At 42.9% G+C, this 15,182-nt stretch carries 12 protein-coding genes; 11 read left to right on the top strand and 1 reads right to left on the bottom strand.

Annotated elements, in window-relative coordinates; all coding sequences use genetic code 11:
* Nucleotides 1-242 precede the first annotated feature (242 nt).
* The 8 genes from IGI94_RS01080 (at nucleotide 243) to IGI94_RS01115 (ending at nucleotide 11,474) form a co-directional block, all read left to right on the top strand.
* Entirely contained in the window at nucleotides 243-737 is a 495-nt protein-coding gene (locus tag IGI94_RS01080; protein WP_438899320.1) for a GNAT family N-acetyltransferase, read from the top strand.
* Nucleotides 738-1,120: 383 nt separating this feature from the next.
* A complete protein-coding gene (locus IGI94_RS01085) occupies nucleotides 1,121-1,936 on the top strand; it encodes a PRD domain-containing protein (RefSeq protein ID WP_438899321.1) in 816 nt (271 codons plus the stop codon).
* A gap of 88 nt (nucleotides 1,937-2,024) precedes the next feature.
* The gene (locus IGI94_RS01090; RefSeq protein ID WP_438899322.1) at nucleotides 2,025-3,881 is read left to right on the top strand and encodes a beta-glucoside-specific PTS transporter subunit IIABC; all 1,857 of its coding nucleotides are present in this window, start codon (nucleotides 2,025-2,027) and stop codon (nucleotides 3,879-3,881) included.
* Between the two features lie 19 nt (nucleotides 3,882-3,900).
* Nucleotides 3,901-5,358 carry a glycoside hydrolase family 1 protein gene (locus IGI94_RS01095; protein WP_438899323.1) on the top strand — a complete coding sequence of 486 codons (1,458 nt, stop codon included), beginning with the start codon at nucleotides 3,901-3,903 and terminating at the stop codon, nucleotides 5,356-5,358.
* 445 nt (nucleotides 5,359-5,803) lie between these two features.
* Nucleotides 5,804-7,570 carry a DUF2264 domain-containing protein gene (locus tag IGI94_RS01100; protein ID WP_438899324.1) on the top strand — a complete coding sequence of 589 codons (1,767 nt, stop codon included), beginning with the start codon at nucleotides 5,804-5,806 and terminating at the stop codon, nucleotides 7,568-7,570.
* Nucleotides 7,545-8,372: a DUF7402 domain-containing protein gene (locus tag IGI94_RS01105; RefSeq protein ID WP_086316775.1), complete on the top strand. Its 828-nt coding sequence runs from the start codon at nucleotides 7,545-7,547 to the stop codon at nucleotides 8,370-8,372. Before IGI94_RS01100 ends, IGI94_RS01105 begins: the two co-directional genes overlap by 26 nt.
* A gap of 149 nt (nucleotides 8,373-8,521) precedes the next feature.
* Nucleotides 8,522-9,685, top strand: a complete 1,164-nt coding sequence (locus tag IGI94_RS01110; RefSeq protein ID WP_438899325.1) for a glycoside hydrolase family 88 protein — start codon at nucleotides 8,522-8,524, stop codon at nucleotides 9,683-9,685.
* A gap of 13 nt (nucleotides 9,686-9,698) precedes the next feature.
* Nucleotides 9,699-11,474, top strand: coding sequence for a glycoside hydrolase family 35 protein (locus IGI94_RS01115; RefSeq protein ID WP_438899326.1), 1,776 nt, complete (start codon nucleotides 9,699-9,701; stop codon nucleotides 11,472-11,474).
* A 24-nt stretch (nucleotides 11,475-11,498) separates the two neighbouring features.
* Here the strand turns inward: IGI94_RS01115 and IGI94_RS01120 are convergent, their stop codons facing one another.
* Nucleotides 11,499-12,206: a GntR family transcriptional regulator gene (locus IGI94_RS01120; protein WP_438899327.1), complete on the bottom strand. Its 708-nt coding sequence runs from the start codon at nucleotides 12,204-12,206 to the stop codon at nucleotides 11,499-11,501.
* Nucleotides 12,207-12,396: 190 nt separating this feature from the next.
* Between IGI94_RS01120 and IGI94_RS01125 the strand changes: the two genes are divergently transcribed.
* The 3 genes from IGI94_RS01125 to IGI94_RS01135 all read left to right on the top strand — a co-directional run bounded on the left by IGI94_RS01125 (nucleotide 12,397) and on the right by IGI94_RS01135 (nucleotide 15,081).
* Nucleotides 12,397-13,359, top strand: coding sequence for a PTS mannose/fructose/sorbose transporter subunit IIAB (locus IGI94_RS01125; protein ID WP_438899328.1), 963 nt, complete (start codon nucleotides 12,397-12,399; stop codon nucleotides 13,357-13,359).
* A gap of 140 nt (nucleotides 13,360-13,499) precedes the next feature.
* On the top strand, nucleotides 13,500-14,288 hold the full coding sequence (locus tag IGI94_RS01130; protein ID WP_005226797.1) for a PTS mannose/fructose/sorbose/N-acetylgalactosamine transporter subunit IIC: 789 nt from the start codon (nucleotides 13,500-13,502) through the stop codon (nucleotides 14,286-14,288).
* Nucleotides 14,272-15,081 carry a PTS system mannose/fructose/sorbose family transporter subunit IID gene (locus IGI94_RS01135; protein WP_005226799.1) on the top strand — a complete coding sequence of 270 codons (810 nt, stop codon included), beginning with the start codon at nucleotides 14,272-14,274 and terminating at the stop codon, nucleotides 15,079-15,081. Before IGI94_RS01130 ends, IGI94_RS01135 begins: the two co-directional genes overlap by 17 nt.
* The last annotated feature ends 101 nt before the right edge of the window (nucleotides 15,082-15,182 follow it).

Here is a 15,182-nt window from a genome sequence, read left to right on the forward strand (position 1 = left end):
TCAGACATCTTAAGGGCTTTTGAGAAGAAGTGCAGGCTTCTGACTTAAGGCTCTAGGGTGTCTTTTTTATACCTTGACAAGTTCGGTTATCATCGTAGGAATGAAACGTAAACAGGAAGAGGTTTAGAGAGTAATTTACAAGGGGAATTGAATAGGATAAACTAGCAGTAAAAGCCATCAAATCCACTTGCTTCACTTTTGGTCGAAATAAGGTTCAATAAACCTACAATAAAGGAGCATTCATGAACGTGTATACGTTTCATTCCGTCACGTCAGAAGACCAACAAGCTGCCTATAGTATTTATCAGAAAAACCAGGACTATTTTGCTTTAACGAAAGAGACACCTTCCATCGAACAACTCATGCGGGACATGACTGTTCTACCGCCATCTGTGGCTCAAGAGCAAAAGGTATTTTCTATTATTTATTATGATCAAAAACCTATTGCTATCATGGATTATCTTGTTGATTATCCGCAAGAGGGCACTGCGTATATTGGCTTGCTGCTGGTTGGCGAAAGACGTCAGGGGCACGGGCAAGCTATTTATCAGCAAGTAGAACAAGACTGGCGCATAAAGGGGATTTCTCTCGTATCTCTCGCTGTTATTGAAGAAAATACAGCAGGTAGATCTTTCTGGGAGAGTCAAGGATTTAAAGAAACACGAAAAGCCGTGACAACAGTCAATGATCAGAAGGTAAGTGTGGTCTGCTTTGAGAAAAAGATCAGAAATTCTTAAACAACAGGTGAAGCAAGAATGAAATAACAAATCATTCGGTTATGAAAATTTAAAAAACCTCCTTATTAAATTAGATTTTCTGGAAAACAATCCTAAATAAATGAGTAAACATTACGAAAAAGTAGCTATAAAAAATCGTTGGTTTTTATAACTAATACTGCGACTTGGTGCCCTTATCGATTTGTATAGTCATCGATTTTAAGAAAAATGTAAGGGTTGACATTTTCTTTTGTAGATAGTACGATGTTGTCAAAGATGCAGGAGTGTTACTGATAAACAAGTCAGGCACCACCAAGTCCAAAAGCAAAGTTATTCTTCGCGTAACAGCGTAGGAAGCTTCGTTTTAGGTTTGGTGTTTTTTTGTCTTTAAGGAGGTGGAAATGATGACTATAGTAAAAACACTGAATAACAATATTGTTTTGGTACGAGATGATCAAGGGACTGAGAAAGTTTTATTTGGGACAGGAATTGGGTTTAAAAAGAAACGTGGAGACATGGTTGATGAAGCATTGATCAGTAAAATTTTTACTCCCAATGAAGAGGAGAAGCATAGCCATAAGATAGAGAATTATACGCCGGAAGTATTAAGTATTGCAGCAAAAATTATTGATCTTGGGGAAGCAGAATTAAATCAAAAGTTTGGTACCGGATTGTTGTTTTCTTTAGCAGACCATTTAACTTTTTCGTTGAACAATTCGGTAGAAAATGAAAATCCCATCAAATGGGAGATTCCTCATCTATATTACAAAGAATATCAAATCGGTAAGCAAGCGTTGGCACTTATTCAACAAGAGTTAGCTGTGCAATTATTGCCAGAGGAAGCAGCATTTATTGCGCTTCATTTTGTGAATGGACAGATTGATCAGTCGAATATGGCAGATACATTGCAAATAACAGAAGTGATCAAAAAAATTGTTAAAATCGTCCAAATCCTTTATGGAACAGTCTTAGATAAAACAATAGCAGATTATTCACGATTTATTACTCATATTCGTTATTTCATTATGCGCCAAAAAAACAAAAAAACGTCGTTGAAGATGGACGAGCAAATACGTGAACTGATTCAGGAACGATATATGAAAAGTTATGCCTGTGGTCTGCTCATTAAAGATATGCTAGATAGAGAGTACCATTGGAAAATCTCTGAGGATGAATTGGTATATTTAGTCATTCATATTGAACGAATTACAACTAAATAAAGATAAGGTGTGTTATCTAGAAAAGAGCATAAGCCTAAGTGGAAGTTTTTTTCACTTGGGCTTTTTCTTTAGTAAAGGAGGAGCAACAATGGAAAATAAAGAATTAGCGAAAAAAATCATTGCCTTAGTTGGTGGAAAAAGTAACATATCCCAAAGCTGGCATTGCATTACCCGTTTACGATTTAATTTGATAGATGATTCGAAAGTAGAAAAGAATGAGATCAATGAATTAGCAGGAGTGATCGGCAGTCAATTTAGTGGGGGGCAATATCAAGTGATCATTGGTGCCAAGGTGGCTGAAGTCTACAAAGAAGTTGCCGATCAATTAGGGGAAGAGGTTACTAAGGAAGGGTCTTCGAATAAGAAAATGAACTTCTTAGATAAAATTTTCGATGTGATTAGTGGAATCTTCACGCCACTGATGCCTGCAATCATCGGGTCAGGTTTGATCAAAGGTCTCATGGCATTATTCGTTGTAGTTGGGTGGCTTTCACCAGAGAGCTCTGCCTATGAAGTATTGAATATCTTCTCAGATGCGGTATTTTACTTCTTGCCTTTCTTTGTTGCTATCACAGCAGCTAGAAAATTTCAGACGAAAGAGTCTCTGGCTGCTACGTTAGCAGCGATCCTCATGTATCCCACGCTGATCAATGGTGCGGCAGAAGGAGGAAGTGCATTATCGTTATTTGGTCTAGCCATTCCATTAAATAACTATTCTTCTACGGTATTACCGATTATTTTAGGTGTACTTCTTATGAGCTATATCAATAAATGGATGGATCGAGTAGTTCCTAAAACAGTTAACATCGTTTTTAGTCCAATGTTGACCTTACTAGTCACGGCACCGATTCTATTAGCGATCGTTGCACCACTAGGAAATTTTTTAGGTAAATATTTAGAAGAAATCTTTACCACGTTGTTCACCGTTGCAGGTCCTTTAGCGGGCTTGTTGATGGGAGGACTGATGCCGCTGATCGTCATAACAGGTATGCATTATGCTTTCTTTCCTGGAACATTTGCTAGTCTTCAAAAATTAGGCTACGATATTATGCTTTTGCCGATGAATTTGGTTGCGAATAGTGCACAGGCTGGAGCTGTTTTAGGGGTAGCTTTGAAGGCGAAAAAAGCGACCACGAAATCTTTGGCATTTTCTACTCTGATTCCTGCAATTTTCGGAATTACTGAACCAGCTATCTATGGCGTAACGTTGCGCTTGAAGAAACCTTTCTATGCCTCATTGGCAGGGGGCGCTGTAGGAGGAACGATTTTTGGCTTTTTTGCTGTCAAAGTGACCGCATTTTCTATTCCTGGTATTACTGCTTTACCAACATACATTATTCAGGATTCGAATAATTTTATTTATGCGCTGATCGGTTATATCGCTAGTTTTGTCGTTTCGTTTGTTCTAACAATGTTTTTGGGATTTGAAGAAGAAGCATCAGAAAAAGCATCAGAAAAAACGACCAATACAGCAGTTGAAACCAAATATCCAATTGAAGTTTATTCTCCTATGGAAGGCGAGGTCAGAGATTTAGCGACCGTTGCAGATGAGACATTTTCAACAGGGCTAATGGGAAAAGGGGTAGCAATTTTTCCAGAAGAAGGCGTAGTCTACGCACCATTTTCCGGGAAAATCACGATGATGACTCCGACGAAGCATGCGGTAGGAATACGTTCAGAAGAAGGTGTCGATCTTTTGATCCATGTTGGGATCGATACCGTCAAGCTGCAAGGCGAATCTTTTGATTATCTTGTTGCAGCAGACGAAACAGTCGAAAAAGGACAACCCATCATTAGGTTTGACTTAGAAAAAATAGCTAGAAGTGGGTATGATCTAACAACAATGATCATTGTGACCAATAGCTCAGAATTTTTAGACGTGGTCATTACTGGAGATAGGCAAGTGGAGTCAACGACATCGCGCTTGATGATGTGCATTCAATAATAGAAAAGGAGAGAAAATAATGAAAAAATTTACAGGATTTAAAGATGATTTTTTATGGGGAGGAGCTACCGCTGCTAACCAAATCGAAGGTGCTTATTTAGAAGGCGGAAAAGGATTATCAACTTCAGATTTTGCCGCATACAAAGACCCTTATGCTTCTGGAAAAGTAAATAATTTTACTTTTAACGTCACTTCAAAAGAGTTAGTTGAGTATGCGATGCATCCTGAACATTATCTTTTCCCAAAACGTTGTGGCATTGATTTTTACCATCGGTACAAAGAAGATATTGCTTTATTTGCAGAAATGGGATTTAAATGTTTTCGCTTATCAATTTCATGGGCGAGGATTTTCCCCACGGGACTTGAAGATGAGCCGAATGAAGTAGGTCTAGCTTTTTATGATGCTGTTTTCGATGAGTGTGCGAAATATGGCATTGAGCCTTTGGTAACGATGTCACATTATGAAATGCCGATCGAACTGACGAAGAAGTACAACGGATGGATCAGTCGTGAGCTAGTTCCATTGTTTGAGAAGTATGCCCGGGTTATTCTTGAACGCTATAAAAATAAGGTGAAGTATTGGATCACGTTCAATGAAATGAATATGAATCTTAATAGCTTATATACAGGGGCGGGGATCTTAGAAGATTTAGTGGATGATTCATTGCAAGCGGCATATCAAGCGTCTCACCATCAATTCTTGGCAAGCGCATTGGCTGTAAAAGCTGCGAAAGAAATTATTCCTGATGTAGAGATTGGGTGTATGATCAATCAAATAGAAGCATATGCACATACGACAAAGCCAGAAGATCAACTGCAAGCAGTGAAATCCAACCAGTTGAATATGTTTTATCCAGATGTTCAAGCACGGGGGTATTATCCTAGCTATATTTATAGCTACTTTTCAGAGAATGACTTGTCCATCGATATCCGACCAGAAGACGCGGATATCCTTCAAGAGGGGACAGTGGACTTTGTGGCCATTAGTTATTATATGTCTCATGTTGCGGAGGCGAGAGAAGATGCATCTAAATTAGCAGGTACTTTTGATAGCCCAATTAAAAATGAATATTTAGAGCTCTCTCAATGGGACTGGCCAATTGATCCAATTGGGTTAAGAATATCATTGATCAAATTATATGATCGTTTCCAAAAACCTTTATTTGTTTGTGAAAATGGATTAGGAGCGAAAGATGAGTTAGTCAATGGGGAAGTCCACGATGCGTATCGAATCGATTATTTAAAAAAACACATTGAACAAATGCGCGAAGCCGTTAAAGACGGTGTTGATCTCATGGGATACACGCCATGGGGCTGCATTGATCTGATCAGTTGCGGAACTTCTCAAATGTCAAAACGCTACGGCTTTATCTATGTGGATCAAGATGACCAAGGACAAGGAAGTTTGGCTCGTTATCGGAAAGACTCGTTTTATTGGTACAAGAAAGTGATTGCTTCTAATGGAGATGAATTATAAAAAAGGCTGTGAATGAGCAGGGGAGCAAAAAGATAGAAACAGAAAAACTCAGACAATCGTTGCAAGTAGGAGTGTGCCTCATGCTTGGCTTTTTAAAAGCATAAGACCCAAAGCGCGCGACAGCAGTTTCAACTGCTGTCGCGTATTTGTATTTCAATGGTGTTTGTATGTGTTGATTAGTAAATGAGTTTAAAACTTTTCTATGATTTTTTTAATAAATATTCCTATTGATTATCATATTTTCTTAATTTTACACCAGTTAACTTTCGCCATTTCTCCAATCACTTTCCCATAGCTTCAATTCCTCTTTTTTTGTTAACAGGTTAAGTCAAAAATCCCTCGAAATCTTTTCTCATTTTTCAGAAGTATTGCCAGTAGAAAATCGCTTGATAAAAAAGTCGTGGCTTGCTATTCTGTTCTGTAAATTGACAGAAGGAGATGGCGTATGAAGCAAATGGCAATCAAAGAGAATCCGTTTTTGACGCGTCTGGATTATCAGCGGGCAGTGGAAGACATGATCGCTCCTTTGCGAGAAGCGATCTTGGCAGATGACTATCCAGGATTGAATCTAGGTAGCAGTGGGGCCGTGTATGACCGAACACGGGCTGAGATGGAAGCGCTTGTGCGTCCTTTGTGGGGGCTGGCGCCTTATTGGAGGATTTGCTCAGATGATCCGTTACGAGCAGCTTATGTGGAAAAAGTGATCGCGGGGACAGATCCTGAACACGCATTTTACTGGGGAAGCATCACGGATTATGATCAATACATCGTGGAAGCAGCCGCATTGTCATTGACTCTTTTATTGCAAAAGGACGCTTTTTGGACAGCGTTGCCGCAGAAGAACCAGCGAAAGCTAGTGGCTTGGCTATCCCAAGCACTTGAGTGCAAGATTCCTAAGAACAACTGGACATTCTTCAAAGTGTTGATTCGCGTTGCCCTGTTTCACTGTGGGGAACCGTTGGCAAAAGAAGCATTGTCCCAAGAGTTGGCATTGATCGATTCCATGTACATTGGCGATGGTTGGTACGTAGATGGGAAAACGACGCAGCGAGATTACTATATTCCTTTTGCGTTTCATTATTATGGCTTGATTTACGCTACATTTATGCAAGACGAAGACCCAGAATGGGCACAGCGTTTTAAAGAACGAGCCACCCGATTTGCCCAAGATTTCATCTATTATTTTGATGAAGACGGCGAAGCCTTGCCCTATGGCCGCAGCCTGACCTATCGGTTTGCGCAAGGTGCTTTTTTCTCGGCGCTGGTTTTCGCAGATGTCGAAGCGATCCCATGGGGACAGGTGCGAGGACTACTGGCGAAACACTTGCGCAATTGGATGGCGCAGGAGATTTTCACTTTCGATGGTCGCTTGTCCATCGGATACCACTATGAAAATCAAGTGATGGCAGAAGGGTACAATGCACCAGGCTCGCCTTACTGGGGGCTTAAGACCTTTTTGCTTTTAGCGGTCGCAGAAACGCATCCTTTTTGGCGGGCTGAACCTGAGCCAATTAAGAGAGAGCCGCAAAAACGGATTGAAAAAGGCAATATGTTGCTGGTGCACAATGAAAAAAACCATCATTTGTTGGGGTATCCTGCAGGTTTGATGCTTGAACAGCAAGCGCATGCTCAAGCAAAATACAGCAAATTCGTCTATTCGAGCAAATTTGGCTTCAGTGTGCCGAAAGCCGGCGTCACGTATGCCGAAGGCGCCTTCGATAGCACATTAGCTATTGCTCGAGATGGCAGCTATTTTCGCACGAAGGGCGCAGTCATGGATTATCGAGTGACGGAAAAAGGCGTCTTTTTCCAATGGGCTCCCTTTGAGGAGGTAGTTATTGAAACTGAGATTTATCCATTTGGTCAGTGGCATGTGCGCGTGCACGAGTTGACGACGACGATTTCGTTGGACCTTCGTGAGGGCGGATTTAGTGTACCGCTGACTGGACGGTTGCCTCAGTCCCAAACAGGACCGATCTGGAGTCGAGTCAGTGAAGGGGGCTTTTGTTCTCAAATCATCAACATCGAAGGCTATCAACAAGCCAGTATTGTTCAGCCAGAAGCCAATACCTCCGTCTTTTTTCCAAGAACCAGTTTTCCATACTTAGCACAACATATTCCGCCCGGGAAGCACCGTTTGATTTGTTTAGTCGGTGGTATCGTAGAAAAAGAAAGGATCGATCCAAATGATTACGCTAGCAATAAAAAATAAGCAGGACCAGGTGATCGTCGGTCGCATCGACCATGAAAAAGAACCCGCGCCATTTCAAGTTTCTGATGATGATTTGGCCGTATTAGCCATTAAAAACTATCCCTATGAGGAAGGAGATAAGATCGTTATTGAGGTGACGGGGGAAAATCCGTATTATGTCCTTCAGCTTGATGAAACCTTAGCACCATCACTGATCTATCTTTCCCAATCCACTTGGGAGTATCAGATTCCTTGGACGGAATCCGCTCGAAAGTCCTCGGTGGAAACGGCCTTTACCTCGCAGCGCCATCACCTGATGGTGCGCAAAGCCCATGCGTTTGAGATCACGAATTATCAAAATTTATCCTTCAATGCCCATGATCAAAAGTCAGCGACAGGGGCGTATCCTCATGCTTCAGCGAATGTGGAAACGCGAGATGATTCCGTCTTTTTTGCTAAGAATGCGATTGATGGAAAATATGGCAACCGATCCCACGGGTCGTATCCGTTTGCTTCTTGGGGCATCAATCAGCAAGCCGATGCTGCGTTGACCATTGAGTTTGGTCGTCCCGTCTTGATTGATCGGGTTCGCTTCCTATTGCGGGCAGATTATCCCCATGATAGCTACTGGACCAAAGGGACCTTGGTCTTTGCTGATGGAGAAGAGCTGGTGGTGGAAACGACAAATACGGCGTCTTTTCAAGAAGTTCGTTTTCCGAAAAAAGAAACGACTAAGCTGACCTATAAAGAGCTGCAAAAAGCAGAGGATGATTCCCCCTTCCCAGCTCTTTCACAAATCGAAGTATTTGGTTGGAACTGTTAAAAAAAGAGGACGAGAGTATGACAGGTCTGCATTTGTGTGCAGTTGTCATGCTCTTTTTTTGGGAATCAACAAAGGGAGGTCGCTTTTTTTGTGCGTTTACGTTATAATGATTTCAGTTAATATGTTAACAAGTTAAGGAGAGGGTAAACATGCGTCTGCAAGAGAACAAACAACGCTTGATCCTGTTAGGAGAAAAAGTGACCGATGTGTGGGTAGCGGATAAAATCACCGCGTGCATCCAACAGATCGAAAAAAATAGTCAGCGCTTTGGCACACAATTTCCTTCAGCCTGTGCCACCAATGGCAAATATCGGCTGAAAGGCAACGATGATTGGACCAATGGCTTTTGGACCGGGATGTTGTGGCTCGCCTATGAGTGGACCAAGGAAAAGAACTTTCTTGATCGAGCTATGGCAAATATCGACAGTTTTCAAACGCGTTTAGACGACCATTTTGTATTAGATCATCATGATATTGGTTTTTTATATAGCTTATCTGCCGGTGCGGGCTACAAGATCACTGGCGATGAACACTGCAAGCAAGAAGTCATTCAAGCAGCAGATGTTTTGTTGGCACGGTTTCAAGAAAAGGGGGAATTTATTCAAGCTTGGGGCGCTTATGGCGACCCACAAGAATACCGCTTGATTATTGATTCGCTACTGAACTTGCCGCTTTTATTTGCAGCAACTCAATTGTCGGGAGAGCCTCGCTACGCAGAGGCTGCGAGTAAGCATTATCAGACAGTCCGAAAGACCGTCATTAAGAATGACGCCACCACCTTTCATACGTATTATTTCGATCCTGAGACGGGGCAGCCAAGTCACGGTGCGACGCATCAAGGAAACAGCGACCAATCGATTTGGGCACGAGGGCAAAGCTGGGCGATTTTAGGGCTTCCTTTGAATGAAAGCTACCTGCATAGTCAGCCTTTTCCAGAAAATTATCCGCAGATCGTGGAGGTGTTTTTGGCTCATTTGCCAGCAGATTTGGTACCGTATTGGGACTTTGATTTTAACGACCAACATCCTGCTAAAAAAGACAGCTCTGCTTTAGCGATTGCGGCTTGTGGCTTGTTGGAAGCAGAGAAAATGGGGGCATATCCCGATGCCCAAAAAATCGCTAAAGGAATGCTTTACCAATTAGGCGAGCAGTATGCAGCGAGCCAAGTGCCAGAAAATGAAGGCTTATTGCTGCATGGTGTGTATGCTCATGCGGAAGGCAAAGGCATCGATGAGCCCAATCTTTGGGGTGATTATTTCTATTTAGAAGGATTGATCCGATTGGCATTGCCTGATTGGCAAAGATACTGGTAAAGGGGAAGACGACATGCGAACGTTTGAGATAAAAGAAGATTTTTTGTTAGATGGAAAACCAATCAAATTGATCAGCGGAGCGATCCACTATTTCCGCATGACACCGGTGCAATGGACAGATAGCCTCTACAATCTAAAAGCACTGGGAGCCAACACAGTTGAGACCTACATTCCTTGGAATCTCCACGAACCTCGTGAAGGAGTCTACGACTTTGAGGGGATGAAAGACATCTGTGCTTTTGTAAAGCAAGCCCAAACGCTTGGCTTGATGGTCATTTTGCGACCTTCCGTCTACATTTGTGCTGAATGGGAATTTGGCGGGTTGCCAGCTTGGCTGTTAAATGAACCGATGCGGTTGCGCTCAACCGACCCACGCTTCATGGCAAAGGTGCGCAACTATTTCCAGGTCTTGTTGCCAAAGCTTGTGCCGTTGCAGATCACCCATGGGGGACCAGTGATCATGATGCAGGTGGAAAATGAGTACGGCTCTTATGGAATGGAAAAAGCGTATTTGCGCCAGACCAAGGAGTTGATGGAAGAATACGGCATCGATGTACCCTTGTTTACCTCAGATGGGGCATGGGAAGAAGTACTGGACGCTGGGACATTGATTGAAGACGACATCTTTGTCACAGGCAATTTCGGCAGTCGTTCCAAGGAAAATGCGGCTGTGATGAAAGAGTTTATGGCAAAACATGGCAAAAATTGGCCCATCATGTGCATGGAATATTGGGATGGCTGGTTCAACCGCTGGGGCGAGCCGATCATCAAGCGAGACGGTCAAGACTTAGCTAATGAAGTCAAAGAGATGTTAGCGGTCGGCTCCTTGAATCTCTACATGTTCCATGGAGGCACGAACTTTGGCTTTTACAATGGCTGTTCCGCTCGGGGAGCGCTGGATCTACCACAAGTGTCCAGCTATGATTACGATGCTTTACTGACAGAAGCAGGAGAACCTACCGACAAATACTATTATGTACAAAAAGCCATAAAAGAAGCCTGTCCCGAAGTGTGGCAAGCCAAACCACGGACCAAGCAATTAGCGGCATTAGGAACCTTTCCCATCGAAAACAGTGTCTCATTATTGGCTATCAAAGATCAGCTGATGGCACCACAAGAAAGCATGTATCCTCTAACAATGGAAGCTGCCAGCACAGGCTACGGCTATTTGCTCTATTCGGTTCAGTTAAAAAACTATCATCGAGAAAACAAATTAAAAGTGGTAGAAGCTAGCGATCGGTTGCATATTTTTACCGACGGCCAATTACAGGCGATCCAATACCAAGAAACGCTAGGTGAGGAGCTGTTGATCCAAGGGGCACCAGATAAAGAAACCATCGAGCTAGATGTCTTAGTAGAAAACTTAGGGCGCGTGAACTACGGGTTTAAATTGAATGGGCCTACACAAGCCAAAGGCATCCGTGGGGGCATCATGCAAGATATTCATTTCCATCAAGGCTATCGTCATTACCCACTGACGCTTTCCGCAGAGCAGCTACAAGCCATCGATTATCAAGCAGGAAAAAATCCGACACACCCCTCCTTTTATCAAACGACCTTCACGCTGACAGAGGTAGGAGATACGTTTATCGATTGCCGTGGGTATGGGAAAGGCGTCGTTATCGTCAATGGCATCAATCTTGGTCGCTATTGGCAACGTGGCCCCGTGCATTCCTTATACTGTCCGAAAGAATTTTTGAAAAAAGGCAGCAACGAAGTCGTGGTATTTGAAACCGATGGCGTTGAGATCAAGGAACTCGTTTTCTGTGATCAACCTGTCGTAGAATAAAAAAATAGAAGTAGAGACCCAAATTTACGCGGGCTCTACTTCTATTTTTGTTTTGAAATATTTCCAGTGCTTGTAGCTGACGATGTATTCAGCGACACTTCCATCTGCTAAATAGGAGTGCTTGACTTGTTTGACCGCAGGCTCTCGGAAGCTCAGTTGCAATAAGTTCAACAATTCAGCGTCATCAGGAAAGACGATTTCGTTGGTTTCAACAGAAGCCAATGAGAAAAGGTCGATCGCAAAGTCTTTTCGGACCCGCTCATAAACACTAGCATATTGGTTGAGGTTTTTGGCGATCGGTTCTTTCATCAGCTTCTTCGGCAAATGAGTGATGTGAACCAAGAAAGGAACGTCGCCAAAATAGCGGACTCGTTTGATTCGGTAGTAGGAAGCACTGGCAGCCAATCCTAATTCTTTCAAAATCTCTGGGTCATTTCCTTCTTCCACCGCAAGGACCTTGACCTTTTCTTGGTCCAGTGAATGCAGCTCAATGTCGGAAAACTTCACACTCTGAGATACTTTTGCTTTTGAAACAAAGGTCCCTTTGCCTTGGATGCGATACAGATAGCCAGCACTCGTCAATTCATTCAACGATTTGACTGCCGTGATCGAACTAACAGAATACATCCGCTTGATATCCGCCTCTGAATAAAACTTATCGCCGGGAATGAATTTATGGTCTTTGATTTCTTGTAAAAGATCTTGCTTGATCTGCTCATACTTTGGCAGCACAGTGGTTTCCCTCCATTCTATATGAATACATCAAGCATAACATGTTAAATCCTTTCCTGCCACTTAATTAGTGTAGAAAATTCGTTGTTTTCCAGTCTATACAGGCCTGAAAAATAAAATTCAATATGTTAAGATATTAGGTTTACGAATGGCTTTCCATGTGGTATAGTATGCTTACAAGGAACATAACATGTTAAGTGGGGCGACCTGCGGAGTAGGAGGGAAATTAGTGGAAAACATTGTATTGATCAGTCATGGCGGCATGGCAGAAGGGGTCAAAAGCAGTCTGGAGATGATCGTAGGCCAGCAAGCAAACGTTCACACCGTTTCATTACGACCAGATAGTGACAATCTACAATTTGAGAAAGAATTGAACGAGAAAATGAAAGCCCTTAACGGTTCAACATTGATTATTGCGGATTTATTAGGAGGAACCCCGTGCAACGTTGCAGTCAAGAATTATTTAGAGGATGACGAAGTGGCGATCTTAGCTGGAATGACATTGTCCGTAGTGATCGAGGCAGTCGTCAATCAACGAGCGACGATCAAAGAGCTGCTTTGCTTAGCCAAAGAAAACATCGTTGATGTCAAAGCAGGGATGAACCAAGCAGAACAAGAGATTTTAGAAGAAAAGCAAGAGGAATTAGGGGATTACAGTGCGTATGCTGGGCAAGAAAATATCGTCAATAGTCGAATCGATGAGCGCTTGATCCATGGACAAGTCGCCGGTATCTGGTCCACCAGTTTAAACACGCAACGGATCATCGTAGCCAATGATGAAGCCGCCGTAGACCCATTACAAAAATCTTCTTTACGAATGGCAGCGCCAACTTCGATGCGACTTTCCGTCCTTCCAGTGGCAACGGCAGCCAAAAATATTCGTGCCGGTCGTTATGGAAAACAACGGTTGTTTTTGCTTTTCAAAAATCCCCAAGATGTTTTGCGTTATATTGAAGCAGATGGACCGATCAAAGCGATCAACGTCGGCAACATGAGCTACAAAGATGGTGCACGGGAAGTGACCAAAAGTATTCAAGTGATGCCAGAAGAAGAACCGATCTTTGAAGCGATCGCCGCAAAAGGCATCACCGTCACGGCACAGCTTGTTCCCAATGAACCATCGATCGACTTTATGAAGAAATTACGAGGATAAACCAGGCAGAGATTGAATCGAGGAGAATATGTAGCGGAAGATTTGTCAAAAAACGAGTGTTTTTCACGATTTATCTGAGGCGACATAACGATCGATAACTAGCCAGTTAAGACTCGTTCATACAATTAGGAGGAAAATTCATGCATTTAGCAGCGTATCAAATCATTCTTATTACTGTTTATGCTTTTATTGCTATTAATGATTCACTTATTTCCAATACGTTGACCCAACCAGCGATCGCCGGAATGATTTCTGGAATGATCATGGGGGACTTAAAGACCGGTTTGATGGTCGGTGGGACCTTACAGTTGATGCGTTTGGGGATCGCCGCATTTGGTGGTGCATCCGTCCCGGATTATTTTACCGGCGCAGTACTGGGAACAGCGTTTGCCGTGATCTCAGGAAACGGCGCGGAATATGGCATCGGCTTAGCAGTTCCAGTGTCCTTGCTGATGCTGCAACTGGATGTCGTGGCTCGTTTTTGTAACGTATTTCTACTACACCGGATCGATAGAGCCATCGACAACATGCAAGTCAAACGAATCCCACGGTTAGTTTTATCGGGTTCTTTCTTATGGGGATTGTCACGGGCGATTCCGATTTTATTGATGCTTTTAGCTGGAGATGCAGTCGTTACGACGATTACCGATAACACGCCAGAATGGCTGATGACCGGACTAAAAACCGCTGGTGGCGTCTTGCCAGTCGTCGGGGTAGCGATCTTATTGCGCTACTTGCCAACAAAGCACTACATTCCTTATTTGTTATTAGGCTTCTTTTTAGCTGCGTATCTGCAAGTACCAATGCTCGGCGTTTCCATCATCGGACTTGTAGCAGCAATGTTAGTCTTTAAACGTGATAGCGAAAAAGGCACGGTTGCAACGGCAGCTGCCGGAGATTTTGAAGGAGGATATGATGGCGATGAGTGATCAAAAACTGACAAAAAAAGAGTTGAATACCATTAGCTGGCGTTATATTTTGGCAAGCCAATTAAACTGGAACTATGAGCGAATGATGAGTTCGGGCTACCTTTACGGCATCCTGCCCGTCTTGAAAAAATTCTATGGCCATGATGAAACCCAGCTGCAAGATATGCTGCGGACCCACAATCAATTTTTCAATACCAATGCGATCTTTGGGAACTTGATCATGGGGATCGATGTCGCTATCGAAGAACAAGACGGACACAAAGCCAAAGAAACGATCATCGCCTTGAAAACGGCCTTGATGGGTTCCTTGGCCGGTGTCGGTGACTCCTTGTTCCACGTGATTTGGGGAACGATCTTTGGCTCTGTTGCTGGCACATTAGCGCAAAATGGTTCCGTCGTTGGTTGTGTCATCTGGATCATCGCCAACATCGCGTTACTTTTCGGTCGGGCAGCGTTGCTTCCCTTAGGTTACAAACAAGGGGTCAAATTAGTGACGACCTTGAAAGACAAATTATCTGCCTTCACTAATGCCGCAACCGTTTTAGGGGTCACAGTGATTGGTGCTTTGATTCCCTCTGTCGTTAAAGCGACCGTTCCTTTCGTCTATAAAAAAGACGGCGTCGAATTAGTGATCCAAGACACGTTGGATGCCATCTTGCCATCCCTTGTACCTATCTTGCTCGTCTTGCTGACCTACTGGATGTTAGGCCAAAAGAAACTAAATTCCACTCGAGTGATTTGGATCATCTTGATCTTGTCGATCGTTTTGAGTGCGTTTGGTATTTTGGGTTAGGAAAGAATCATGGTGTAAAAGGAAATGGGCAGCTGCTGTGATTGTTTTGTAAATCGTATAAGCAGTTAGGGTAGTCAACCTGTTTTCTTTTAAGAATAGCT

It is taken from the genome of Enterococcus sp. AZ149 (assembly GCF_051714285.1).
Lineage (GTDB): Bacteria > Bacillota > Bacilli > Lactobacillales > Enterococcaceae > Enterococcus_D > Enterococcus_D entomosocium.